The following is a 23,152-nucleotide window of genomic DNA, read 5'->3' on the forward strand; positions in this document are numbered from 1 at the left end:
GCCGATCTGCCCCGGGCCGCCTCAAAAGGGCTGACAACGCGGGCGCTCTATTTTATGCAACAGGCGCCACCCCGCGCGCAGCCCTTTGTCGCTTTTTACTGACCAATCATGAAACGTATTCTTTCCAGTCTTGCCGCCGGCCTGGCGCTGGCGGCGGCCACGGCGACCGCGCATGCCGATTTTCCCGAGCGCCCCATCCGCCTGATCGTGCCGTTCCCGCCCGGGCAGGCGACCGATATCTTTGCGCGCGCGCTGGCCGAAAAGCTGGGCGCGGCCGTCAAGCAGCCCATCGTGGTGGAGAACCGCGCGGGCGCGGGCAGCAATATCGGGATGGAGCAGGCGGCGCGTGCGACGCCGGACGGCTACACGCTGGTGATCGCGGGCTCTGCCGCGGCGGTGAACCAGACGCTGTACAAGACGATCAATTACAGCCTGACCAAGGACTTCGCGCCGGTGTCGGGGGTGTTCTCGGTGCCGCTGATGTTCCTGGCGACGCCGGCTTCGGGCATCACGTCGCTCAAACAGCTGGTGACGCAGGCCCGCGCCAATCCGGGCGAGCTGGCCTATGCCAGTGCGGGCATCGGCGGCACGCAGCATTTGTCGGCCGAGATGTTCAAGGCGGCGGCGAAGATCGACATCCGCCACATTCCGTACAAGGGCAGCGGCCCGGCGCAGGCGGATTTCCTGGGGCATCAGGTGCCGTTGATGGTGGACTCGGTGACTGCCGGCCTGCCGCATGTGCAGAGCAAGAAGGCGGTGGCGCTGGCGGTGACGACGGCCAAGCGGCTGCCGCAGCTGCCGGACGTGCCGACCGTGGCGGAATCGGGCTATCCGGGTTTCGAGGCCATCGGCTGGGCGGCGGTGCTGGCGCCGCGCGATACGCCGGCCGAGGTAACGGGTTATCTGAGCAAGCAGATCGGCCAGGTGCTGAATTCGCCGGACATGCAGAAGTTCTTCCGCGACCGCGGCGCGGAGCCGATGCCGCTGACGCCTGATGCGACCGGCGCGTTCATTGCCGGCGAAGTGAAGAAGTGGGGCGAGGCGGTGAAGCAGTCGGGCGCGCAGGTCGACTGATAGACGCGCAAGACGCCATGCCCGCAGCAAACCGCCCCGCCTCGCCGGGGCGGTTTGCATGATGGGCTGAGGTAAAGCTATGGGTGGGCCGGCTTAGGCCGGATCACCCGGCCGTCCTGGCTCGCCAGGCTGCCTGGGCTTCTCTCCAGGCTGTCCCGGGTTGCCGGGCACTTCTGGCGGCGTGCGGCCCGGCTCAATATCATCCGGGCCGGGCTTGCCCGGCACCTGGCCGGGAGCCTGCTTTTCCGGCGCATCGCCGGGTTCTTGTCCGGGACGCTGGGACGGGTCGATGCCGGGTTGGTTGGCGGGATCGCCGGGCTTCTGGTTCGTGTTCATGGATGTCTCCTGAAGATTCACGTGTAGCGCTACACGCGCAGCGGCACGCGTATCGTGCAAGCCCACGATAGAAGCCATGTTCACGTTCGCCCAGATCACGCGGGACGACTTTATCTAGTACTTTCTTCCTATCTCTTGCTCAACCAGGAGCTGGAATGAAGAAGACCGCCACGGCGTTCACGACGGAACGCCGCCATCTGCTGGAAATCATCGACGGCCTGATCGAAGGCATCATCCTGCTGGATCAGGACCGTCGCATCGTCTGGGCCAACGACACGGCGCTGGCCATGCATGGCGCGTCGGATCTGGCCGCGCTAGGCGGCACCGCCGCCGGCTACCGCAAGGCGTTTGCGCTGCGCTATCGCAACCATCGCGTGCTGCGCGCGGCGCAGTATCCGCTGGACCGCGCCCTGGCGGGCGAGGCGTTCAAGGACGTAGTGGTGGAAGTGGTCAGCCGGCGCGATCCGGAGTTCAACCGCATGCATCAGGTGCGCAATCTGGTGCTGCGCGATGCACAGGGCGCGGCCGAGGGCATGGTACTGGTGCTGCTGGACGTGACCGAACGCTTTAGCGCGGAAGAGCGCTTTGAAAGAACCTTCAACGCCAATCCCGCGCCGGCAGTCATCTGCTCGCTGGAGGACCTGCATTATCTGAAGGTCAATGACGGCTTTCTGACGATGACCGGCTACACGCGCGAAGAGGTGCTGGGCAAGTCCCTGCGCAAGTTGGACGTGCTGGGCGACACGCCGCAACGGGAAGACGCGCTGCAACGGCTGGAGGAAGGCAGGACCATTCCTCAAATGGAATCCTGCATCGCGGTGCAGGGCGGCGGCACCAAGCTGGTGGTGGTGGCGGGCCAGCCCATCGAAGTCGCGGAGCAGCCCTGCATGCTGTTCACCTTCAATGACCTGGAGCCGCGCCGCAAGGCCGAGTCGGCGCTGCGCGATAGCGAACAGCGCTTCGCCACGGCGTTCCGGCTGGCGCCCGTGCCCATGACGCTGAGCACCACGGCAGGCAAGCTGCTGGAAGTCAACGATGCCTTCATCGCCACAACGGGTTACGACGCCAAGACCTTGGCGCGCGACGAGGACGCGCTGGCGCAGTTGTGGACCGACCCGCAGGCCTACGACCGCGCCATGGCATCGCTGGAGCAGGGCGCCAGCGTGCGCAGCCAGGACATGGCGCTGCGCACGCGCGAGGGCGCGCTGCTGGACTGCCTGGTGTCGGCCGCGCCGGTGTCCATCCAGGACCAGCCCTGCGTGCTGGCGGCGATCCAGGACATCACCGAGCGCAAGCGCAACGAGGTGGAGCTGATGGAGGCGATCGAGACGGTCATGCAGGACACCTCGTGGTTCAGCCGCACCGTCATCGAGAAACTGGCGCAGATCCGCGCGCCCGAAGGCACGCCGCAGGGGCAAGGCGAATTGGCCGACCTGACGCCACGCGAACGCGAGATCCTGGGCCTGATGTGCCAGGGCCACACGGACCCGGAGATCGCGTCCAGCCTGCACTTGTCGCGCAACACGGTGCGCAATCATGTGGCGGCGCTGTACAGCAAGCTGGACGTGCACAGACGCAGCGCGGCCATCATCTGGGCACGGCAGCGCGGCATCGTGGGATATGAAAAGCCGGCGCGCAAGCAAACGCTAAAGCAAAAGCAACCTGGCAAGCAGGCCGAAAGGCAGATCCACAAGATTCGGTAGAGAAGTACCAGCCGAACTGATGCACACGCTTCTTACGCGCACGCCATGCGCTTCCTATAGTGGGTTCGTCCGCAGCTGGAGTCCAGGCCCCTCGGGCCGCTCCGGCGCGGTTTTACGCAACCTGGAACCAGGAGAGACGACATGGATAACGACCGCATCAAGGGTGCTGCCAAGGAAGTCAAAGGCACGATCAAGGAAACGGCCGGCAAGCTGACCGGCAACCGCGAGACCGAGCTTGAAGGCAAGGCGGAGAAAACCGTGGGCAAGGTGCAGCGCAACGTGGGCGAGGCCAAGGATCAGGCACGGGACTTGCTGAACAAGAAATAGCGCGGCTGCCGTCGGCATGACCCGCTACGCCCATAAACGCCGAAAGGAGAAAAAAATGACAAATCGAATCTGGCTTGCGCTGATGCTCGCGGTAGCCGCCATCACGGCCGGTTGCAACACGATGGAAGGTGCCGGCAAGGACATCGAACGTGGCGGGGAAAAGATCCAGGAGAAGGCCCAGTAAGTCCTGAGCCGGCAACCTGCTTTGACGGCCGGCGCGCTGATGGCGCGCCAGCCTTTTTGCGTTTGGGCGCGTCGATTCAGCGCGAGAAGCCGCGCGCGGAAATTTCCCAGATGTCCAGCACCACGCCGTCCTTGAACACCACCAAGCCGTCGTGCAGATTGAAGGTGGGGTCCACGTGCGCGGGCACCAGGCGCAGCACGCTGCCCAGCGCGGGCGCCGTGGCGCCGGGTTCCACGCGCACCACGCTGTGCTCGTCGTTGATGGCGATGCAGGTCAGGCCGGACTCGCCGTAGACGGCGGGCGGGCCGCATTCGGCGGAGGCCGATTTCAGGCCGGCGTCCAGCACCACGCGGTCCGGGGTCGGCGTGCTCATCACGGTGGACAGCAGGAACAGGCTGTTCTGGAAATTGAGCGGGCCGCCCCATTCATTGGCGCCGTAGTCGCCATCCATGAAGGCATAGGAGCCGGCCTGCAATTCGGTGTAGACGCCGCTGGCCGCGTCGAACTCCACGCTGCCGGTGCCGCCGCCGGTGATGGTGTCGCAGGCGATGCCGCTTTCGCGCAGCAGCTGCGCGTAGGACGCGGCGATGCGCGCGGCCTGGCGGGAGACGGTGGCGCGTTCCTCGCGCGTGCGGTAGTGCTGCACTGACCCGTGATAGGCCTGCAGCCCCGCGAAATTCAGGCCCGGCAGCGCGCGCGCCTGCTGCGCCAGCGCCAACACGGTGGCGTCGTCGGATACGCCGCAGCGGCCTTGGCCCACGTCCACTTCCACCAGCACGTCGATCTCGGCACCGGCCTGGACCATGGCAGCCGACAGCTGCGCCAGGTTCTGCGCGTTATCGACGCAAACGCTGATCTTGGCGGCGCGCGCCAATTGGCCCAGCAGCGCCATCTTGGCTGGGCCGACGACTTCGTTGCTGATGTGGATGTCGCGGATGCCGGCGGCCACGAAGGGCAGGGCCTCGCTGACCTTCTGGCAGCAGATGCCGCGCGCCCCCAGGGCCACCTGCCGCAGCGCGATCTGCGGGCACTTGTGCGCCTTGGCGTGCGGTCGCAAGGCCACTTCGTGGCGGTCGGCCCAGGCCTGCATGGCGCGCAGGTTGGCTTCGAAGGCGGTCAGATCCAGCGCCAGGCTGGGCGTGTCGACGCGGGCGAGGGGATCGCCCGGCTGGGCGGCGGGGGGCAGCGCGATGCCGCGTATGACTTCCTGGGACATCTTGGAAACTCCGTTATCAGCACTGCAAAGATGTAAGCGCACACCATAACCAAAGCGGGACCACCCATAACCTTGGGCGATGCGACCCCCTGGAAAACCATAGCCCTGTAATCATTGGCTACAGGGGGTGGGCATGACAGAATTTCATCATAAAGAAAGCCCCCCAGGGGAGGCACATTTTTGCCGGGGGAATTCGCCCAACGGCAGAAATCACATTATCGACACCCGTCAGCAAGAATCGGAGAAGCTCGCATGAAACTCAAGAATTGGATCACCGCCCTGACTCTCGCGGCCGCCGCCGTCGGCGCCGCCGGTTCGGCGCAAGCCCAGCAGTTCTTCCGCATCGGCACGGGCGGCACCGCCGGCACCTACTATCCGGTGGGCGGCATCATCGGCAACGCCGTGTCGCAGCCGGGCAAGCTCATTGCCACGGCGGTGGCCTCCAACGGCTCGGTCGCCAACATCAACGGCATCATCGGCGGCTCGTTCGAAGCGGGCTTCACGCAGTCCGACGTGGCCTTCTGGGCCTATAGCGGCACCGGCACCTTCGATGGCAAGCCCAAGGCCCAGGACCTGCGCCTGATTTCCACGCTGTACCCGGAAAGCATCCACCTGGTGACGCGCAAGGGCTCGGGCATCAAGGGCGTGGCGGACCTGAAGGGCAAGCGCGTGTCCATGGACGAGCCGGGCTCCGGCACCCTGGTGGACGTGCGCCTGATCCTGGGCGCCTATGGCATGACGGACAAGGACATCAAGGCCGAATACCTCAAGCCCAACCAGGCCGGCGACAAGCTCAAGGACGGCGGCCTGGATGCGTTCTTCTTCGTGGGCGGCGCCCCCGCCGGCGCGATCGCCGAACTGGCCTCCACGGGCAATATCGAACTGGTGTCGCTGGTGGGCCCGGAAATCGACGCGCTGCGCGGCAAGCAGGAGTTCTTCACGCCTGACGTCATCGCCGCCAATACGTACCAGAACATCCCGGAAGTGAAGACCATTTCGGTCAACGCACAGATGGTGACCTCGGCCAAGATCCCCGACCAGGTGGTGTACGACGTGACCAAGGCGCTGTACAGCGACGCCACGCGCAAGACGCTGGACACCGGCCACGCCAAGGGCAAGCTCATCACCAAGGAAAACGCCGTCAAGGGCGCGGGGATTCCGTTCCACCCGGGCGCCGAGAAGTTCTACAAGGAAGTGGGCCTGCTGAAATAAGCGAGCCGACTCTCCTTTTACGGAAAGATCACGGCGCAATCTGACTCGCCGTGTTTGAGCAGGGCCGCCACGAGCGGCCCTGCTTGCTGTATCACCAGAGACTCTCCGCGATGGAAATAGACCACGAAAAAACCCAGCAGCTGGCGGAAAAGTACGATTCGGAAATCCGCTTCCGGCCGCTGGACAAGACGGCCACCTGGATCGTGTCGGGCCTGCTCGTCACCTTGTCCCTCTTTCACTACTACACGGCCGGCTTCGGCCTGCTGCGCGAGGCCACGCACCGCGGCGTGCACCTGGCTTTCGTGCTGAGCCTGATCTTCCTGGTGTTCGGCTTTTCGAAGTCGCACTACCAGCGCCAGCCCAAGTCCACCTGGTTGTCGCCCGGCGGCATTCCGCTGTACGACTGGATCATCGCCATCGCGCTGGCGCTGTCGGTGCTGTACATCCCCTACATCTTCGAGGACCTGGCGTTCCGTGTGGGCAATCCCATGCCCATGGACGTGCTGATGGGGTCCATCCTGCTGATTGGCCTGCTGGAAGCCACGCGCCGCGCCATGGGCTGGCCGCTGCCCATCATCGCCATCGTGTTCATGGTGTACGCCATGTTCGGGCCGTACTTCCCGGGCCTGCTCAAGCATGCCGGCAACACCTGGCCGCAGGTCGTCAACCACATGTACCTGACCAGCCAGGGCGTGTATGGCGTGGCGGTCGGCGTGGTCGCGACTTACGTTTTCCACTTCGTGCTGTTCGGCGTGCTGGCCACCCGCATCGGCCTGGGCCAGCTGTTCCTGGACGTGGCTTCGACCGTCGCCGGGCGCTATGCCGGCGGGCCGGCCAAGGTGTCGGTGTTCGGTTCGGCCATGTTCGGCATGCTGTCGGGCTCGTCGGTGGCCAATGCGGTCACGGTCGGCTCGCTGACCATTCCGGCCATGATCCGCATCGGCTATCCGCGGCACTTCGCCGCCGGCGTGGAAGCCGCCAGCAGCACGGGCGGGCAGATCACGCCGCCCATCATGGGCGCGGCCGCGTTCCTGATGATCGAATTCCTGGGCATTCCGTACCAGCAGATCGCCATCGCGGGCATCTTCCCGGCCTTCCTTTACTTCTTCGGCATGTTCATGCAGGTGCACTTCGAGGCCAAGCGCGAAGGGCTGCGCGGCCTGACCGAAGAGGAAATGCCCAAGCTCAAGCAGTCGTTCAAGATGCGCTGGCCGACGCTGATCCCGCTGGTGCTGCTGATCGGCGTGCTGGCTAGCGGCCGCACGCCGTACCTGGCGGCCTTCGCGGGAATTACCGGCTGCATCATCGTAGGCCTGCTGAATCCGTTCCAGCGGCTGCGCTGGCGCGACCTGTACGAAGCCTTCGAGACCGGCGCCAAGTACGCGCTGGCGGTGGGCGCGGCCGCGGGCACCGTGGGCATCGTGATCGGGGTGGTGACGCTGACCGGCGTGGGGTTCAAGATCTCGTACATCGTGATCGCGGCCTCGCAGGTGCTGGCCAGCGGCGCGGCCATGGTGATCCCCGACACCATCGCCAATATGCAGACGCTGACGCTGATCGCCGCGCTCATCATGACCGGCATCGTCTGCATCCTGATGGGCTGCGGCGTGCCCACCACGGCGAACTACCTGATCATGGTGGCGGTGGCCGCCCCCACGCTGGTGCAGCTGGGCGTGCAGCCGATTGCGGCGCACTTCTTCGTGTTCTATTTCGGCATCCTGGCGGACATCACGCCGCCCGTGGCGCTGGCGGCCTACGCGGCGGCGGGCATGGCGGGCAGCGACCCGTTCAAGACCGGCAACACGGCCTTCAGGCTGGGCATCACCAAGCTGATCGTGCCCTTCGTGTTCGTGTTCTCGCCTTCGCTGCTGATTTCGGTGCAGGGCTTCACCTGGTATGACTTCTTCGTCACGCTATTCGGCTGCATGGTCGGCCTGGTGCTGCTGTCGGCGGCGTTCTCGCGTTACATGTTGGTAGGCATGAAGAGCTGGGAGCGCTGGCTGTGCACCATCGGCGCCTTGCTGACGATCCTGCCGGGCCTGACCAGCGGCTTGGCCGGGCTGGCGATCTGCATCCCGGTATTCATGCGCCAGCTATCGCAGCTGAAGCTGGAAAGCGCGCCCAAGGCAGCCTGACCAGTGGTGTGAAACAAAAAAAGGGGCGGACCTGCGAGGCCCGCCCCTTTTTGCTCCGAATCATGAATATTGGCAGCATTTAAGGTGAAAATGTGCGCGTGTTGCCGCAAGGTGACGCCATACAACATTCCACCTTCCGGGCGGTTGCCCGGCCTTTTAAATCAGCGTAAAGTAAAATTCATGTTTGCTGGTCTGCCGATCTCCGGGCCGACTGTGCACACAGGCACAAAACTGCGCCATATGTTCGATATCCTGGTTTATCTGTACGAGAATTACTACACGCCGCAAGCCTGTCCTGCGGCCGACGTGCTCGCAAAGCGGCTTGCCGCCGCCGGTTTCGAGCACGAAGACATCGACGACGCCCTAGGCTGGCTGTACGGCCTGGCCGAAACCACCGAACGCTGCGTCGATCTCGCCCAGGCGCCCGCCACCGGCACCCGGATCTACACCGACAACGAATACCTGCAGCTCGGCACCGAATCCATCGGCTTCATCGCCTTCCTGGAATCGGCCGGCGTGCTGCCCGCGCCGCTGCGCGAGATCGTCATCGACCGGGGCCTGGCTTCGCCGGAAACGCCCGTGCCGCTGTCCAAGATCAAGATCATCGCCCTCATGGTTCTCTGGAGCCAGGAAGCCGAGATCGACAACCTGGTCCTGGAAGAGCTGCTGGACGAAGACGGCGTGCGCCTGCTGCATTGACCGGCATCCGCGTCGCTTGATGCCGCTTGCCCCACCCCGCGCGCAAGGCCGCGCGGGTATCCCATCGTGAATTACATCGGCCGCTTCGCCCCCAGCCCCAGCGGCCCGTTACATGCGGGCTCGCTGGTTGCCGCGCTGGCCAGCTGGCTGGATACGCGCGCCCATGGCGGACGCTGGCTGCTGCGCATTGAAGACGTGGACACCCCGCGCACGGTGCCCGGCGCGGCCGAGGTCATCATGGGCCAGTTGGATGCGCTGGGCCTGGCCTGGGATGGCGACATCATGTGGCAATCGCGCCGCAACGACGCCTATCAGGCCGCCTTCGACGTCCTGGCCGCGCGCGGCCTGATCTACGGCTGCGGCTGCACCCGGCGCGAAATCGCCGATTCGGCGCTGCGCGGCCAGACCACGCCCGGCGCCGACGGTGAACGGCCGTATCCCGGCACCTGCCGCCACGGTTTGCCGGAGGGCCGCCAGGCCCGCGCCTGGCGCGTGATCATGCCGGAGGGCGTGGAGCATTTCGTGGACCGCTGGCTGGGTCCGCAGGAACAGGACGTGGCGCAAGCGGTGGGCGACATCGCCTTGCGGCGGGCCGACGGCCTGTGGGCCTACCAGTTGGCAGTGGTGGTGGACGATGCCGCGCAGGGCGTGACCGACGTGGTGCGCGGCGCGGACCTGCTCAGCTCCACCGCGCGCCAGCGCGTGCTGGGGCGGCTGCTGAACCTGCCGCCGGTGCGCTACCTGCATGTGCCGCTGATCCTGGACCCCGCCAGCGGCCTGAAACTGTCCAAGCAGAACGGCGCCCCACCCATCGACACCGGCGCGCCCCTGGCGGCGCTGATGGCCGCCTGGCGCGCCTTGGGCTTTGACGCTATCGACGCCGCGGAGCGCGGCCATTTCCTGCGGGAAGCCACCGCCCAATGGGCGCGGCGCTTCCCGCTGCCCGCCGCTACAGCGGCTTGAGATCCTGGTCCAGCATCCGAACGAGCAGCGCCTCGCCGTTGTCCGCGACGCGCAGCTCACCGTACTTGGCGACCTGATAGCGCTCGGCCTGGCCTTCCGGGAAGAAATAGGCATTGGTCACGATGCGCACGCTGTTGTCGCGGATGCGGTAGCGCAGCGGCACTTCCGCCTCGCTGTGCGGGTGGGTGTCGGGCTGGATGCGTAGCGGCTGGCCCACGCCGCGCGCATCGGTCTGCAGCATCACATAGCCGTCCGGCTCGTAGCCCATGACCGACTCCTCGGCCTCGGGACGCTCGCCGCCCAGCCGCAGGCGCGTGACCTCCCGGCTGGCCGCAAAGTTCAGCGCCATGTAGTCGCCCTGCATCAGCGAACGGGGATCCACCGGCGCCAGTTCCAGGATGACCACCTTGCCCGAAGCCAGCAGCTTTTCACGCTGCCAGATGCCGCCGTTGGTAACCGCCAGCACCAGCGCCAGGCCGCCCAGGATGGCCAGCGTGCGCCAGCGCAAGGGCGCCGACACCGGCGGCAGAGGCGCGCGCCGGCTGGGGGCAATGGTGCGCATCAGGCGCGGCACCAGCCACACCAGGGCGCGCAGCACGAAAAGCAGCAGCGCGGCGCCGCCCAGCCACAAGGCCTTTTGCAGCAGCGGCACGTCCAACTGGTAGTAATAGACGCCCAGATAGGCCAGCAGGCTGATCACCCCGAACACCACCACGCGCGACTGGTTCAAGCCGAAGCCCAGCAGCAGCCAGGCCAGTGCGAAGCCCACGCCCGGGCTAGGCAGCCAGAACAGCGACAGGATCAGCAGGGCTATCGGAACGCCCCAGGTGACGCCCGCGGTCAGCACATGGCGGCGGGGCCAGAGCACCGCGAAGGCGGCCCCCACGGGCAGCAGCGCGCCTGCAATAACAAGCACCGCCGTGTGCGGATTCAGCTGCCACATGGCGGGCAGTTGCTGGGCGGAGATGCCGCCCGCCAGCCACACCATGCCCTGCACCGACAGCAGGAAGGCCCAGGCCAGCGGCTGCAGCGCGTGGGCGCGCTTGCCGCCCAGGCGGTGGCTCAGGCTGAAGATGACGGCGGTGGCCCAGGCGCCGGTCACGGCGATGGGCAGCCACACGAAGGTGGCGCGCATGGCGTCGAAGCCCAGCCAGGCGTCCAACAGGTCTTCGCCGCCCAGGTCGGGCGACAGGCCGCGCCAGATCAGGCCCGCCCCCGCCGCCGCGATCAGCAGGCCACTCAGGAAGCGCAGGATGACGTCGGGCCCGACCGCGTAGACCGTGGCCGCCATCAGCAGCACGAAGACGCAGGCGCTGGCGAACGAGGTCGAACTGGACAGCCCGAAGATGATCAGGATCTGCCCGGCAAAGGCCATGGCCGTGCCGCACTGGCGCCAGAACGGGCCCGCATCGCTGCGCAGCACCGCCACGCCGGCCGCGCACAGCACCAGCCCGGCCACCAGCGCGCCGCCTTCGGAGGTGATGAAGCCCGAGAAGGCGATGAACACCAGTAGCAACACCGTCGACAGCCAGGCGCTCAAGCCCAACAGGCACTGCACGTACCAGGGCGGATCCGCCTGCGGCGCCGGGGCCGGCGCCAATTGCGCGACCGGCGCGCTGGCGTCGGCCGGGTCCACCGAGTTGCCGGCCGAAGCCGCAGCCGGCTCGGAATCGGCGGCCGCGGCCACCGCCGTCTGCGGGTCGCCGGCAAGCCGGCGCAGCCAGCGCGCGGCCAAGACGGCCTCGGCCATGAGCAGCGCCGCCAGCGGCAGGGCCGCCCAGACGCCGGGCTCCAGGCGCAGCAGCCATTCGCCCGCCACCCGCAGCGACACGCAGATGACGCCGGCGGCCAGCATGGCCAGGATGATCAGGTCGCGCCGGCCCTTCTGATAATAGAAGCCCAGGCCCAGGGTCACCGCGACCCAGGCGATGCCGTTATAGAGGCCCAGGCCGCGGCCCAGGAAGTCGCCAAGCATCTGGGTCAGCACCAGCACGCTGATCGCCAGGGCGGCCAGGACCCGCGGACCGACCAGGGTGCTGGCGCGCCAGCGGCGGGCAGCCAGCTCCCAGCCCAGCAGCAGCACCAGGTTCAGGCCGGCCATCATCAGACCGGGCACGCCCGGGCCGCCGAATATCAGCACCCAGGAGAACACCCGCTCGCCCAGCCACAAGGCCACCGCCACGTTCAGCACCAGCGCCCACAGCAGCCAGACGGCCTGGCTGCCGGCGGCCAGCGCCCAGGGCAGCAGCAGCAACGCCCACCAGGCGAACAATTCCCAGGTATCGGCGCCAGTCTGGTAAGTTTGGCCTAGTAATGCGAGCAGGGCGCCCAGGAGGATGCCGGCCAGGGCGAGCAGGGCGCCCGGTATGGTGCGCCGCACGCCTGGACTGGCCCTCAGGCGCAGTCCGGCCCACGCGGCGGCCAGCGCACAAATCGCCAAAAGGCCCTGGATGCCGGCGAAGCGCTGCACTTTTGTCATGTCTTGCCAGTTGGCGGCGACCCAGCAAACCGCGGCGCTTCCCAGCAGCAAAACACCTAGCCAGAGGGTGCTCCGCGCCAGAAATTGACGCCAAGCGTGTAGTTCGGATCCCGCTTGTCTTTCAGTGCCGACTTGCATCTGGCGAATCTCCGATCTTATTATCCGCGCTACTACGGCGGGACTGCCGCCACTGGATACACATGAATAAAACGCTGATTATTGCCGAGAAGCCCTCGGTGGCCCTTGATATATCACGCGCCTTGGGAGGCTTTGCGCGCGAGGGCGACTATTTTGAAAGCGAACGTTACGTCCTCGCATCGAGCATCGGCCACTTGCTCAGCTTGGTCGCGCCCAACGATCCGGTCAAGGGGAAGTGGAGCTTCACGCACCTGCCCGTGATTCCGCCCGAGTTCGAACTGGGCCCCACCGACAAGAAGTCGGCCGAACGGCTCAAGCTGCTGGTTCGCCTGGCCAAGCGCAAGGACGTGGACGCCATCATCAACGCCTGTGACGCGGGACGCGAAGGCGAACTGATCTTCCGCTACATCATCCAGTACGCGGGCGTGAAAAAGCCGATCCAGCGCCTCTGGCTGCAGTCGATGACCCAGGCCGCCATCCGCGAGGCCTTCGCCAACCTGCGCGACGACGTCCAGCTCAAGCCGCTGGAAGCGGCCGCCCGCTCGCGCGCCGAAGCCGACTGGCTGGTGGGCATCAACGGCACCCGCGCCATGACCGCCTTCAACAGCAAGGACGGTGGCTTCTTCAAGACCCCGGTCGGCCGGGTGCAGACGCCCACGCTGGCCATCGTGGCCGAGCGCGAAGAGCGCATCCGCCGCTTCGTGCCGCGCGACTACTGGGAAGTGCGCGCCACCTTCGTGGCGGCCGCCGGCCTGTACGAAGGCCGCTGGATCGACCCGCAGTTCAAGAAAGACGACCGCGACCCGGAAAAGCGCGAATCGCGCCTGTGGTCGGCCGCCGCCGCGCAAAGCGTGGTGGCCGCCTGCCGCGAACAGCCGGGCAACGTCACCGAGGAATCCAAGCCGTCGACCCAAATGTCGCCGGCCCTGTACGACCTGACCTCGCTGCAGCGCGAAGCCAACGGCCGCTTCGGCTTTTCGGCCAAGACCACGCTGTCGCTGGCCCAGACCCTGTACGAACGCCACAAGGCACTGACCTACCCGCGTACCGATTCGCGCTACCTGCCCGAGGACTACGTCACCACGGTGCAGGAAACCATGCGCGCGCTGGCCAAGGGCGGCTCCAATGCCGTGGGCGGCCTGTCGCGCCACGCGGAAACCGTGGTTGGCAATCAATGGGTCAAGCCGAACCGCCGCATCTTCGACAACAAGAAGGTGTCGGACCACTTTGCCATCATCCCCACGCTGCAGATCCCGCACGATCTGAGCGAGGCCGAGGCCAAGCTGTACGACCTGGTGCTCAAGCGCTTCCTGGCGGTGTTCTTCCCCGCCGCGGAATACCGCGTGACCACCCGCATGACCGAAGTGCAGGGACACCGCTTCCGCACCGACGGCAAGGTGCTGGTCAGCCCGGGATGGCTGGCTGTCTACGGCAAGGAAGCCCAGGGTGAAGACGCCAACCTGGTGCCCGTGGCGGACGGCGAGACCGTACGCACCGAGGACGTCGAGGCCGTCGGCCTGTCGACCAAGCCGCCGGCGCGCTTCAACGAAGGCACGCTGCTGTCGGCCATGGAAGGCGCGGGCAAGCTGGTGGACGACGAAGAACTGCGCGAAGCCATGTCCGAGCGCGGCCTGGGCACGCCGGCCACGCGCGCCGCCATCATCGAAGGCCTGCTCAACGAGGTCTACCTGCGCCGCGAAGGCCGCGACCTGGTGCCTACCGCCAAGGCGCGCCAGCTGATGACGCTGCTGTCCGGCCTGGACGTGACCGAACTGACCTCGCCGGAACTGACCGGCGAATGGGAACACAAGCTCAAGCAGATCGAGCAGGGCGCCCTGGACCGCGAAGCCTTCATGCGCGAGATCGCGCAGATGACGCAGGTCATCGTCAAGCGCGCCAAGGAATACGAGCGCGACACGGTGCCGGGCGACTACGCCACGCTGCAGACGCCGTGCCCCAAGTGCGGCGCCGTGGTGAAGGAAAACTATCGCCGCTTTGCCTGCACCGCCTGCGACTTCTCCATCGGCAAGCACCCGGGCGGCCGCACGTTCGAACTGCCGGAAGTCGAAGAGCTGCTGGCCAAGCGCGAGATCGGCCCCCTGCAAGGTTTCATCAGCAAGATGGGCCGGCCGTTCGCCGCCATCCTGCGCATCAGCGATGAATTCAAGCTGGAGTTCGACTTCGGCCAGAACGACGAAGACGACGCGGAAGCCGTGGACTTCTCCGGCCACACGCCGGTGGGTTCCTGCCCCAAGTGCCAGTCGCGCGTGTTCGAGCACGGCATGAGCTACGTCTGCGAGAAATCCGTCGGCCCCGAAAAGAGCTGCGATTTCCGGTCGGGCAAGGTCATCCTGCAGCAGGAAATCTCGCGCGAGCAGATGGAAAAGCTGCTGACCAACGGCCGCACCGACCTGCTCGACGGCTTCGTCTCCAGCCGCACCAACCGCAAGTTCAAGGCCTTCCTCGTCCGCCAGCCGGACGGCAAGATCGGCTTCGAGTTCGAGCCGCGTCCTGAAAAGCCGGGCCGCGCGCCGGCCAAGACGGCTGCCAAAACCGCGACCAAGACCGCCGCCAAAAAGGCGCCGGCCAAGAAGGCCGCTGTGAAGAAGACCGCAACCAAAACGGCCACGAAAACGGCCGTCAAGAAAGCGGTGAAGAAGGCTGCGCCGAAAAAGACCGCCGCGTAAAACGGGCACGGCGTCCGACGCGCCGCTACCCGACCATCGCGCACAACGCCCGGGCAACCGGGCGTTTTCCATTGTTGGACGCCAGTGGCTGGGGTATTGTCTACGCCAAACCGCTGCAACCAGACCTATACCGAGGACGACATGAGCAACAGCCCCGACTTCACCACCCGCCGCCGCGTGCTCGCCGCCGCAGGCGCGCTGGCCAGCTTCAGCCTGGTCAATGGCCGCGTCGCGTTCGCGCAGCCCAAGCTCGGCCGCGTCGTCTACGGCCAGGGCAGCATCGACCCGTTCTTTGCCGCGGGCTATGTTGCACTGAAGAAGGGCTACTTCGGCGAAGGCGGCCTGGAAGTCGAATACCTGAATTCGCAGAGCGGTCCGCGCACCAACCAGCTGCTGGCCGCGGGCCAGATCGTGTTCGGCGCCACGGCAGCCACGGCCGCCCCCGCGCTGACGCTGGCCGGCAAGCCCGCCACGCTGGTGTTCGGCTTTGACCGCAAGCTCACCTACGCCAACGTCATCGTGCGCCGCGAGGACTTCGACAGCGGCAAGATCAAATCGCTGAAGGACCTGGCCGGCAAGCGCGTGGGCGCCACCCAGCCGCAGTCCAGCACCTGGCTGATGGCGCTGTACCTGATGCAGAAGGCCGGCGTGGCCGACAAGGTGGACATCCGCCCCCTGGGCGATCTGGCCACCATGCTGGGCGCGCTCAAGACCGGCTCCGTGTCGGCCAGCATGGCCACCATGTCCATGATGGAACAGGCCAAGCAAGAAGGCTGGGGCGTGCCCATTTTCGACGCCACGACCGAGAGCTCGTGGAACGAATTCATGGGCGGCGACGTGCCCGGCATCGCGGCCCTGACCTTGCAGGACACCATCCAGAAACGCCCCGAAGTGGTGCAGGCCTTCGTGACGGCGCTGGTCCGCGCGCAGGACTTCATCAGCGCCAACAGCGCCGCCGCCGTCACCGACGCCATCTACGACGACTACCTGAACGCCTTCCCGCGCGCCGCCATCGAGAAGACGCTGGGCGTCTACAAGGAAACGGTGTTCCTGAAGGACAACATCATCACCCAGGACGCCTATGACCGCATGACGGCCATCATGGGCGACGGCCGCCAGTTCTCCAACGACGAGATGAAGACCGTGCCTTACGACCGTTGCGTGAACATGAGCTTCGTGCGCCGCGCCCGGGGCCTCTGATGATCACGCTGGACCGGGTGGGCAAGGCCTACCAGACGCGCCAGGCCACCACGCATGCGGTGGGCGAGGTCAGCCTGACGATCCCGGAAGGCGAGTTCGTCTCCATCGTCGGGCCGTCCGGCTGCGGCAAGAGCACGCTGCTGAACATGATCGCCGGCTTTCTGCGCCCAACCACCGGCACCATCCGCGTGGATGGCCGCGTCGTCGACGGGCAGGTGCCGCCGGCCCTGGGCTACATCTTCCAGAAGGACACGCTGCTGCCCTGGTTCAGCGTAAGGAAAAACGTGGCGCTGGGCCTGAAGTTCCAGGGCGTGGCCGCCGACAAGATCGAGCGCCGCGTGGCCGAGCTGCTGGAAATGGGCCACCTAAGCCAGTTCGCCGACGCCTTTCCGCACCAGCTGTCGGGCGGCATGCGGCGGCGCGTGGCGCTGCTGATGAGCCTGGCGGTCGAGCCGCGCATCCTGCTGCTGGACGAACCCTTTGGCGCGCTGGACACGCACACCAAGACGCACCTGCACCGCGAACTGATCGAGATCTGGCGCAAGCTGGGTCAGACCATCGTCATGGTCACGCACGACCTGGACGAGGCCATCCTGCTGTCGGACCGCGTGGTGGTGCTGTCAGGTCCGCCCAGCCGCGTGCTGCTGGACGAACGCATCGACATCCCGCACCCGCGCGACGTCTTCACGCTGCGCGAAACGCCGCAGTTCGTGACCCACGTGCAAAGCCTCTGGAGTGTGCTGGGACAGCAGTTCCGCGCCGCCGCCTGAACCGATACGCGTCATGACCACGACTTATTCCGCCGACTCCTTGCAGGACCAGCTGCGGCTGGACCGCCGCGCCAGCATCGCGCGCCGGCTGCGCATCACGCTGTGGCAAGTGCTGATACTTGCCGTCATCCTGGGCTCCTGGGAAACGCTTACGCGCATCCCCTGGTTCACCCAGAACACCTTGTTCGATCCCTTCTTCATCAGCCAGCCCTCGCGCGTGGCGGTGCGGCTGTGGGAATGGCTGCAGCCCGGCCCGCGTTCGGTCTGGCCGCATTTATGGCTGACACTGCAGGCCACCATGGTGGGGCTGCTGGTGGGCGTGGGCAGCGGCTTCGTGGTGGGCATGACGCTCAGCCGCAGCCGCTTCCTGGCCGATGTGTTCAACCCCTTCATCGTGGCCTTCAACTCGATGCCGCGCATCGCCTTCGTGCCGCTCATCACCATGTTCTTCGGGCTGGGCCTGGCCTCCAAGGTGGTGACGTCCTGGTTCGTGGTGTTCTTCCTGGTGTTCTTCAACACCTACAAGGGCGGACGCAGCGTGGAGCGCGAACTGGTGGACTTCTGCCGCACGCTGGGCGGCTCGCCGCGCCAGATCCTGTGGCGCGTGCGCATCCCGACCGCGGCCGCGTGGACCTTCGCGGCCTTGCCGAATGCCATCAGCTTCGCGCTGATCGGCGTGGTGCTGGCCGAGTTCGTGGGATCCACGACGGGCATGGGCTATCTGATGATCACCGCGCTGGCGACGCTGAACGCCACCGATATGTTCGCGGCGGTGACGCTGCTGTCCATCGTCGGCATCGCGCTGGTTTATTGTGTGACCTGGCTGGAACGGCGGCTGCTGCACTGGGCGCCAGAGTTCCGGGAATAGGTAGATCCCCCCGCAGCGCTGCGCGCCTCCCCCCAGGGGGCGCCGCTGCGGACCCGCGGAGCCGGATCCGCGCGGCCCTGATCGAGACGAAGCACTCTGGACGATGGACATGAACACCCTGCCGTATTTGCGTAATTTCGACCTGACGGGGCAAGTCGCCCTGGTGACCGGCTCGGCCCGCGGGCTGGGCTTCTGTATCGCACGCGCATTGGCTGGCTGCGGCGCGCGCGTGCTGATCAACGGCCGCAATGCCGAGGCCGCCACGGCTGCGGCGGGCGAACTGACTGCCGCCGGCCTGGACGCGCATCCGCTGCCGTTCGACATCAGCGACGACGCCGCCATGGAACGCGCTTTCCTGGACATAGACCGCGACCACCGCCGCCTGGACATCCTGGTGAACAACGTCGGCGCGCGCAACCGCAAGACCTTGCGCGACACCAGCCCCGCCGAGATCCGCGAACTGATCGACACGGACCTGGTCGCCGGCATGCTGCTGGCCAAGTTCGCCGCCGAACGCATGGTGCGCCAGGGCAGCGGCCGCATGATCGCGATCACCTCGGTGGTGGGCGAACTGGCACGCTCGGGCGATGCGGTCTATCCCGCGGCCAAGCAAGGCTTGACGGGCATGGTGCGCGCGCTGGCGGCGGAATTCGGCCGCCACGGCATCACCAGCAACGCCATCGCGCCGGGTACCTTCGCCACCGAGACCAACGCCACCATGGTGGCCGACCCTGACGTGGGCCCGCGCATCGCCACGCGCAATCCCATGGGGCGCTGGGGCGAACCCGAAGAAATCGCAGGCGCCGCCGTGTTCCTGGCGTCGCCCGCGGCGTCATACGTGAACGGGCACGTGCTGGTGGTGGACGGCGGCTTGTCGATCCAGTTTTGAAGCGGGATGCAGGGCTGCGCCCGCAGCCCTGCGGCGATCAGGTCGTCTCGTCCTGATACCAGACGCCTTCGGCCAGCATCATCTTCTGATGCCCGTGCCCGGCAGGCATCATCGGGAAGCAGTTTTCCTGCGCCGAGACCGCCACGTCCAGGAAGTAGGGGCCGTCATGCGCCAGGCATTCGGCAAGCGCCGCATCCAGCTGCGCCGGGTCATCCACGCGGGCCGCCCCCCAGCCGAAGGCGCGGGCCAGCGCCACGAAGTCGGGCAGCGAGGCGTTGTAGCTGTGGCTGTAGCGCCCGCCATGGATCAGCTCCTGCCACTGCCGCACCATGCCCATGTAGCCGTTGTTGCACAGCACGACCTTGACGGGCGTCTGGTGCTGCATGGCGGTGGACAGTTCCTGGATGTTCATCAGCACTGATGCGTCGCCGCTGACGCAGACCACCGTCTTGTCCGGATGGGCGACTTGCGCACCGATGGCGGCGGGTACGCCGTAGCCCATGGTGCCTGCGCCGCCGGAGGTCAGCCAGCGGTTGGGTTTGTCGAAACGCAGGTACTGCGCGGCCCACATCTGATGCTGGCCCACGTCCGTCGAGACAATGGCGTCGCGGTCCGCCAGCGCCGCGTTCAGGCGCGACATCAGGTGCTGCGGCAGGATCGCGTCGGCCGCCGGGGTATAGCCCAGGCAGTCCTGGGCGCGCCAGGCGGCGATGCGCTTGTACCAGGGCGCCAGCCGCGCCGCGTCCATGGGGTCGTCGCCAAGTTCGGCGCGCAGCGCGCGCACCAGCGGCAGGCAATCGCCCACCAGCGCCACGTCCACGCGCACCACCTTGTTGATGGAGGCGGGGTCGATGTCGATGTGGATCTTGCGCGCATGCGGGCAGAACTCCGACAGCTTGCCGGTGATGCGGTCATCGAAGCGGGCGCCGATGCAGACCACCAGGTCCGCGTTATGCATGGCCAGATTGGCCTCGACCGTGCCATGCATGCCCAGCATGCCGACGAACTGCGGGTCGGACGCGGGGAATGCGCCCAGGCCCATCAGGGTCAGAGTGCAAGGCGCGCCGGTATGGCGCACCAGATCGGTAAAGGCCTCGCAGGCTTCGGGACCGGCGTTCACCAGCCCGCCGCCGCCGTAGAAGATGGGCCGCTTGGCCTGGGCGATCAGCGCAGCGGCGCGGCGCACGGCGGATTGCGGCAGCTTGGGCGCCAGCTTGCCCGCCTGGCGGCGCGCGCGCAGCGCGGCCAGCCGCTGTTGCGAGGGCACGGCATCGTCATCCGCGTCGCGCGGCACCGCCAGCTGCACGTCCTTGGGGAAATCCAGCAGCACCGGGCCAGGGCGCCCCTGGCGGGTCAGTTCGAAGGCGCGGGCCACCACGGCCGCCACATCGTCCACCGAGCGGACCTGGGTATTCCACTTGGTCACCGAGCGCGAGATGCCGATGGCGTCGCATTCCTGGAAGGCGTCGGTGCCGATGGCCGCCGTGGCGACCTGGCCGCTGATGCACAGCACCGGGATCGAATCGCACATGGCGTCCAGCAGGCCGGAGGTGGTGTTGGCCATGCCGGGGCCGGACGTGACGAAGACCACGCCGGTACGGCCGGTGCTGCGGGCATAGCCTTCGGCGGCGTGCACGGCGGCCTGCTCGTGGCGCACCAGCACGTGGCGCAGGCGCGGCTCGGCGTAGAGGGCGTCATACAGCGGCAGCACCGCGCCCCCGGGATACCCGAAGACGGTATCCACGCCGTAGGCAATCAGCGTGTCGAGCAGAATTTTCGCCCCGTTATCGGCGGGGCGTTCAGTGGCGGCAAGCGCGGCGGCGGCGGTGGGGTGCAGGCGATCATTCATGCTATCTATCTTATTCGTAGATCGGAAGAATATTTATCTTCTTTTCCACGAATAACCACCAGACAGAGTAAATTTATCTTTGATTTTAGGGAATCAAAGAAAATGAACCTGGACAAGTTCGATCTCGCCATTTTGAAGGTGCTGCAGGACAACGCGCGCGCCAGCCTGAACGACATCGGCGCGGCCGTGGGCCTGTCATCCACGCCGTGCTGGAACCGCATCAAGCGCATGGAAAGCGCCGGGGTGATCCGTGGCTATACCGTGGACATCGATCCGGCCAGCCTGGGCTTCATGGACACGGTGATCGTCCACGTCACCCTGGAGAGCCATAGCGAGGAAACGCTGTACGAGTTCGGCCGGGCGCTGGCGCAGATTCCCGAGGTGCTGGAAGCCTTCCTGGTGTCGGGCGACTACGACTATTACATCCGCATCGCCGTGCGCGACACCCGCGACTACGAGCGGCTGCTGCGGGAGCAGCTCTACCGCATCCCGGGCATCCGGCACAGCAAATCCTGCTTCGTGCTGCGCCGGTTGAAGGAAACCAAGCTGCCGCTGACCGGCATGGCGGAATAGACGCGCGTCAGCGCAACACGAAGTCCACCGGCACGGCGGGCTCGGGCAGGGGCCGCACACCCAGGCCTTCCAGCAAATCGATCTCGATCACGCGGGCCAGGGCCGACAGCGGCAGGTCGTTCTCGTCGGAGCCGAACGGGTCTTCCAGTTCGTCGCCCACGGCGTCCAGGCCGAAGAAGGTATAGGCCACGATGGTGACGGCCGCCGGCATCATGTATTCCAGCGTGCCCACCAGGCCGAAGGGCAGCAGCAGGCAGAACAGCCAGGCCGTGCGGTGCAGCAGCAGCGAATAGGCGAAGGGCGAAGGCGTGAACTTGATGCGTTCACAGGCCGCCTGGATGGCGGCGCAGGCGGCCACGCGCTGAGTCAGGCCCTGGTACAGGATGTCGCTCAGCTCGCCGCGCCGCAGGCAGGCCGCCAGGTCGCGGTTGATGGCCATGAGCAGGGCGTCGGGCACGTTGCGGCAGCCGTTAAGCGTCTCGGCCTCGTCCTGCTGCACCCAGGGGCGCGCGGCAGAAGCCATGTCTTCCTGCCGCAGCCGCGCCGCCAGCGCGTAGCCGAAGCCGATGCAACGCCGCACGATGCGTTCCTGCACCGGATTGGCGGTGCTGGCCGCCAGCAGCACCGCGCTTTCGCGCGCCAGGCTGCGCGCCTGCACGATCAGGTCGCCCCACTGCTTGCGCGCTTCCCACCAGCGGTCGTAGCAGACGTTGTTGCGAAAGCCCATGAACACGGACAGGGCCAGGCCGAACAGCGAAAACGGCACCGCCGACAGATGTGCGGGCGAAAACCATTGCTGGTGGTACATCCACACCACGGCGCAAGACAGCAGCGTGATGACAAGAATGCGGCTGAAGATGCGGGGGATGATGGAGCCGCGCAGGACAAAGAACAGAGCCAGCGCGGAAGGACGCGGACGGACGATCATGATGCGTATTCAGGGAGGGACAGGGCGGCGCACACTATACGCCCATCAAGCTGTCAAATAGGCGCCGATATAATTCTGTTTCGTCTCACCGCCACTTCCACTCAACAATGACCAACGAAGACACCCCGATCAAGCCCTGGCATGTCGTCCGCCGCTCCAAGCTGCACGGCAACGGCGTCTTCGCCGCGCGCAAGATTCCCGCGGGCACGCGCATCATCGAGTACGGCGGCGAACGCATCAGCGCCAAGGAAGCCGACCGCCGCCATCCGACCAATCCGGACGATCCCTTCCACACCTTCTTCTTCGCGCTCAGCTCCGGCCGCGTGATCGACGGTGGCGACAAGGGCAACGACGCGCGCTGGATCAACCATTCCTGCGAGCCCAACTGCGAGGCCCAGGAAGGCAAGCACGGCAAGCGCGTCTACATCGTCGCGCTGCGCGACCTCCCGCGCGGCACCGAACTGTCTTACGACTACGGCCTGGTGCTGGACGGCCGCATCACCAAAAAGCTGAAGGAAGGCTACCGCTGTCTCTGCGGCACGCCGCCCTGCCGCGGCACGATGCTGGCGCTGCCGGCAAAGAAGAAGAAAAAGAACACCGACGAGCCCGAAGCCGCCGAAGCCGTCGCGTGATCCCCGGCGGGGTCGGACCCCGCCAAGCCGAAGACCCCAGGCGCAGCAAGCGTATTCCAGGCCCCGCCCCGGACAGGCGTACAATCCTCCAGGTCGTTAACACGACATGCAGTACGTCTTCAGGGCGGGGTGCAATTCCCCACCGGCGGTATGCCATGCAATGTGGCGAGCCCGCGAGCGCCTGGCGTCCTTCACGGACACCGGGGTCAGCAGATCTGGTGAGATGCCAGGGCCGACGGTCATAGTCCGGATGAGAGAAGATGTGCCGGCACAGCGGTAGCACCGGGCGC

General features: G+C 66.5%; 20 protein-coding genes and 1 riboswitch. Of the genes, 15 read left to right on the forward strand and 5 right to left on the reverse strand.

Annotation, left to right across the window (positions count from 1 at the left end; all coding sequences use genetic code 11):
* The first annotated feature begins 108 nt into the window (after window positions 1-108).
* Window positions 109-1,074, forward strand: coding sequence for a Bug family tripartite tricarboxylate transporter substrate binding protein (locus tag FOC84_RS12435; protein WP_173144683.1), 966 nt, complete (start codon window positions 109-111; stop codon window positions 1,072-1,074).
* Between the two features lie 93 nt (window positions 1,075-1,167).
* Here the strand turns inward: FOC84_RS12435 and FOC84_RS12440 are convergent, their stop codons facing one another.
* Complete coding sequence (locus FOC84_RS12440) at window positions 1,168-1,410, reverse strand: hypothetical protein (protein ID WP_173144684.1); 243 nt, start codon at window positions 1,408-1,410, stop codon at window positions 1,168-1,170.
* 155 nt (window positions 1,411-1,565) lie between these two features.
* Between FOC84_RS12440 and FOC84_RS12445 the strand changes: the two genes are divergently transcribed.
* The 3 genes from FOC84_RS12445 (at window position 1,566) to FOC84_RS12455 (ending at window position 3,624) form a co-directional block, all read left to right on the forward strand.
* Complete coding sequence (locus FOC84_RS12445; protein WP_173144685.1) at window positions 1,566-3,113, forward strand: PAS domain S-box protein; 1,548 nt, start codon at window positions 1,566-1,568, stop codon at window positions 3,111-3,113.
* Window positions 3,114-3,254: 141 nt separating this feature from the next.
* A complete protein-coding gene (locus FOC84_RS12450; protein ID WP_173144686.1) occupies window positions 3,255-3,440 on the forward strand; it encodes a CsbD family protein in 186 nt (61 codons plus the stop codon).
* A 55-nt stretch (window positions 3,441-3,495) separates the two neighbouring features.
* Window positions 3,496-3,624, forward strand: a complete 129-nt coding sequence (locus FOC84_RS12455) for an entericidin A/B family lipoprotein (protein WP_173144687.1) — start codon at window positions 3,496-3,498, stop codon at window positions 3,622-3,624.
* A 76-nt stretch (window positions 3,625-3,700) separates the two neighbouring features.
* Here FOC84_RS12455 and FOC84_RS12460 read toward each other — a convergent pair whose 3' ends face one another.
* On the reverse strand, window positions 3,701-4,840 hold the full coding sequence (locus FOC84_RS12460; protein ID WP_173144688.1) for a DSD1 family PLP-dependent enzyme: 1,140 nt from the start codon (window positions 4,838-4,840) through the stop codon (window positions 3,701-3,703).
* A 252-nt stretch (window positions 4,841-5,092) separates the two neighbouring features.
* Between FOC84_RS12460 and FOC84_RS12465 the strand changes: the two genes are divergently transcribed.
* From FOC84_RS12465 to gluQRS, 4 genes are all read left to right on the forward strand, one after another.
* Window positions 5,093-6,052 carry a TAXI family TRAP transporter solute-binding subunit gene (locus tag FOC84_RS12465; protein WP_173144689.1) on the forward strand — a complete coding sequence of 320 codons (960 nt, stop codon included), beginning with the start codon at window positions 5,093-5,095 and terminating at the stop codon, window positions 6,050-6,052.
* A 110-nt stretch (window positions 6,053-6,162) separates the two neighbouring features.
* Entirely contained in the window at window positions 6,163-8,187 is a 2,025-nt protein-coding gene (locus FOC84_RS12470; RefSeq protein WP_173144690.1) for a TRAP transporter permease, read from the forward strand.
* A 240-nt stretch (window positions 8,188-8,427) separates the two neighbouring features.
* Window positions 8,428-8,886: a DUF494 family protein gene (locus FOC84_RS12475; RefSeq protein WP_173144691.1), complete on the forward strand. Its 459-nt coding sequence runs from the start codon at window positions 8,428-8,430 to the stop codon at window positions 8,884-8,886.
* 66 nt (window positions 8,887-8,952) lie between these two features.
* Complete coding sequence (gluQRS, locus tag FOC84_RS12480) at window positions 8,953-9,849, forward strand: tRNA glutamyl-Q(34) synthetase GluQRS (protein ID WP_173144692.1); 897 nt, start codon at window positions 8,953-8,955, stop codon at window positions 9,847-9,849.
* Here gluQRS and FOC84_RS12485 read toward each other — a convergent pair.
* On the reverse strand, window positions 9,836-12,466 hold the full coding sequence (locus FOC84_RS12485) for a GDYXXLXY domain-containing protein (RefSeq protein WP_173144693.1): 2,631 nt from the start codon (window positions 12,464-12,466) through the stop codon (window positions 9,836-9,838). The two genes, gluQRS and FOC84_RS12485, sit on opposite strands and share 14 nt — an antisense overlap.
* Before the next feature lie 62 nt (window positions 12,467-12,528).
* On the opposite strand from FOC84_RS12485, the gene FOC84_RS12490 reads away from it, so the two are divergent.
* The 5 genes from FOC84_RS12490 to FOC84_RS12510 all read left to right on the forward strand — a co-directional run bounded on the left by FOC84_RS12490 (window position 12,529) and on the right by FOC84_RS12510 (window position 18,880).
* Window positions 12,529-15,153 (forward strand): DNA topoisomerase III, encoded by a 2,625-nt coding sequence (locus FOC84_RS12490; RefSeq protein WP_173144694.1) that lies wholly within the window; start codon window positions 12,529-12,531, stop codon window positions 15,151-15,153.
* A 141-nt stretch (window positions 15,154-15,294) separates the two neighbouring features.
* The gene (locus FOC84_RS12495) at window positions 15,295-16,353 is read left to right on the forward strand and encodes an ABC transporter substrate-binding protein (protein WP_173150111.1); all 1,059 of its coding nucleotides are present in this window, start codon (window positions 15,295-15,297) and stop codon (window positions 16,351-16,353) included.
* The gene (locus tag FOC84_RS12500; RefSeq protein WP_173144695.1) at window positions 16,353-17,123 is read left to right on the forward strand and encodes an ABC transporter ATP-binding protein; all 771 of its coding nucleotides are present in this window, start codon (window positions 16,353-16,355) and stop codon (window positions 17,121-17,123) included. Before FOC84_RS12495 ends, FOC84_RS12500 begins: the two co-directional genes overlap by 1 nt.
* A gap of 13 nt (window positions 17,124-17,136) precedes the next feature.
* Window positions 17,137-17,991, forward strand: a complete 855-nt coding sequence (locus FOC84_RS12505; protein WP_173144696.1) for an ABC transporter permease — start codon at window positions 17,137-17,139, stop codon at window positions 17,989-17,991.
* A gap of 109 nt (window positions 17,992-18,100) precedes the next feature.
* Entirely contained in the window at window positions 18,101-18,880 is a 780-nt protein-coding gene (locus FOC84_RS12510) for an SDR family oxidoreductase (RefSeq protein WP_173144697.1), read from the forward strand.
* 37 nt (window positions 18,881-18,917) lie between these two features.
* Here the strand turns inward: FOC84_RS12510 and ilvB are convergent, their stop codons facing one another.
* Window positions 18,918-20,738 carry a biosynthetic-type acetolactate synthase large subunit gene (gene ilvB, locus FOC84_RS12515; protein ID WP_173150113.1) on the reverse strand — a complete coding sequence of 607 codons (1,821 nt, stop codon included), beginning with the start codon at window positions 20,736-20,738 and terminating at the stop codon, window positions 18,918-18,920.
* A gap of 93 nt (window positions 20,739-20,831) precedes the next feature.
* Between ilvB and FOC84_RS12520 the strand changes: the two genes are divergently transcribed.
* Window positions 20,832-21,302: an Lrp/AsnC family transcriptional regulator gene (locus tag FOC84_RS12520; protein WP_088155027.1), complete on the forward strand. Its 471-nt coding sequence runs from the start codon at window positions 20,832-20,834 to the stop codon at window positions 21,300-21,302.
* 7 nt (window positions 21,303-21,309) lie between these two features.
* Here the strand turns inward: FOC84_RS12520 and FOC84_RS12525 are convergent, their stop codons facing one another.
* Complete coding sequence (locus tag FOC84_RS12525) at window positions 21,310-22,230, reverse strand: bestrophin family protein (protein WP_173144698.1); 921 nt, start codon at window positions 22,228-22,230, stop codon at window positions 21,310-21,312.
* Window positions 22,231-22,337: 107 nt separating this feature from the next.
* Here FOC84_RS12525 and FOC84_RS12530 point away from each other — a divergent pair, with 107 nt between their 5' ends.
* Window positions 22,338-22,862: an SET domain-containing protein gene (locus FOC84_RS12530; RefSeq protein WP_173144699.1), complete on the forward strand. Its 525-nt coding sequence runs from the start codon at window positions 22,338-22,340 to the stop codon at window positions 22,860-22,862.
* A 111-nt stretch (window positions 22,863-22,973) separates the two neighbouring features.
* Window positions 22,974-23,128, forward strand: a riboswitch (FMN riboswitch).
* Window positions 23,129-23,152: the final 24 nt, after the last annotated feature.

The sequence above is a fragment of the Achromobacter pestifer genome, from assembly GCF_013267355.1.
Taxonomy (GTDB): domain Bacteria; phylum Pseudomonadota; class Gammaproteobacteria; order Burkholderiales; family Burkholderiaceae_B; genus Achromobacter; species Achromobacter pestifer_A.

What these genes read in the sequence shown, in the direction of transcription:
- FOC84_RS12435 (WP_173144683.1), top strand. Translation starts at nt 109, where the DNA reads ATGAAACGTATTCTTTCCAGTCTTGCCGCCGGCCTGGCGCTGGCGGCG.
- FOC84_RS12440 (WP_173144684.1), bottom strand. Translation starts at nt 1,410, where the DNA reads ATGAACACGAACCAGAAGCCCGGCGATCCCGCCAACCAACCCGGCATC.
- FOC84_RS12445 (WP_173144685.1), top strand. Translation starts at nt 1,566, where the DNA reads ATGAAGAAGACCGCCACGGCGTTCACGACGGAACGCCGCCATCTGCTG.
- FOC84_RS12450 (WP_173144686.1), top strand. Translation starts at nt 3,255, where the DNA reads ATGGATAACGACCGCATCAAGGGTGCTGCCAAGGAAGTCAAAGGCACG.
- FOC84_RS12455 (WP_173144687.1), top strand. Translation starts at nt 3,496, where the DNA reads ATGACAAATCGAATCTGGCTTGCGCTGATGCTCGCGGTAGCCGCCATC.
- FOC84_RS12460 (WP_173144688.1), bottom strand. Translation starts at nt 4,840, where the DNA reads ATGTCCCAGGAAGTCATACGCGGCATCGCGCTGCCCCCCGCCGCCCAG.
- FOC84_RS12465 (WP_173144689.1), top strand. Translation starts at nt 5,093, where the DNA reads ATGAAACTCAAGAATTGGATCACCGCCCTGACTCTCGCGGCCGCCGCC.
- FOC84_RS12470 (WP_173144690.1), top strand. Translation starts at nt 6,163, where the DNA reads ATGGAAATAGACCACGAAAAAACCCAGCAGCTGGCGGAAAAGTACGAT.
- FOC84_RS12475 (WP_173144691.1), top strand. Translation starts at nt 8,428, where the DNA reads ATGTTCGATATCCTGGTTTATCTGTACGAGAATTACTACACGCCGCAA.
- FOC84_RS12485 (WP_173144693.1), bottom strand. Translation starts at nt 12,466, where the DNA reads ATGCAAGTCGGCACTGAAAGACAAGCGGGATCCGAACTACACGCTTGG.
- FOC84_RS12490 (WP_173144694.1), top strand. Translation starts at nt 12,529, where the DNA reads ATGAATAAAACGCTGATTATTGCCGAGAAGCCCTCGGTGGCCCTTGAT.
- FOC84_RS12495 (WP_173150111.1), top strand. Translation starts at nt 15,295, where the DNA reads ATGAGCAACAGCCCCGACTTCACCACCCGCCGCCGCGTGCTCGCCGCC.
- FOC84_RS12500 (WP_173144695.1), top strand. Translation starts at nt 16,353, where the DNA reads ATGATCACGCTGGACCGGGTGGGCAAGGCCTACCAGACGCGCCAGGCC.
- FOC84_RS12505 (WP_173144696.1), top strand. Translation starts at nt 17,137, where the DNA reads ATGACCACGACTTATTCCGCCGACTCCTTGCAGGACCAGCTGCGGCTG.
- FOC84_RS12510 (WP_173144697.1), top strand. Translation starts at nt 18,101, where the DNA reads ATGAACACCCTGCCGTATTTGCGTAATTTCGACCTGACGGGGCAAGTC.
- FOC84_RS12520 (WP_088155027.1), top strand. Translation starts at nt 20,832, where the DNA reads ATGAACCTGGACAAGTTCGATCTCGCCATTTTGAAGGTGCTGCAGGAC.
- FOC84_RS12525 (WP_173144698.1), bottom strand. Translation starts at nt 22,230, where the DNA reads ATGATCGTCCGTCCGCGTCCTTCCGCGCTGGCTCTGTTCTTTGTCCTG.
- FOC84_RS12530 (WP_173144699.1), top strand. Translation starts at nt 22,338, where the DNA reads ATGACCAACGAAGACACCCCGATCAAGCCCTGGCATGTCGTCCGCCGC.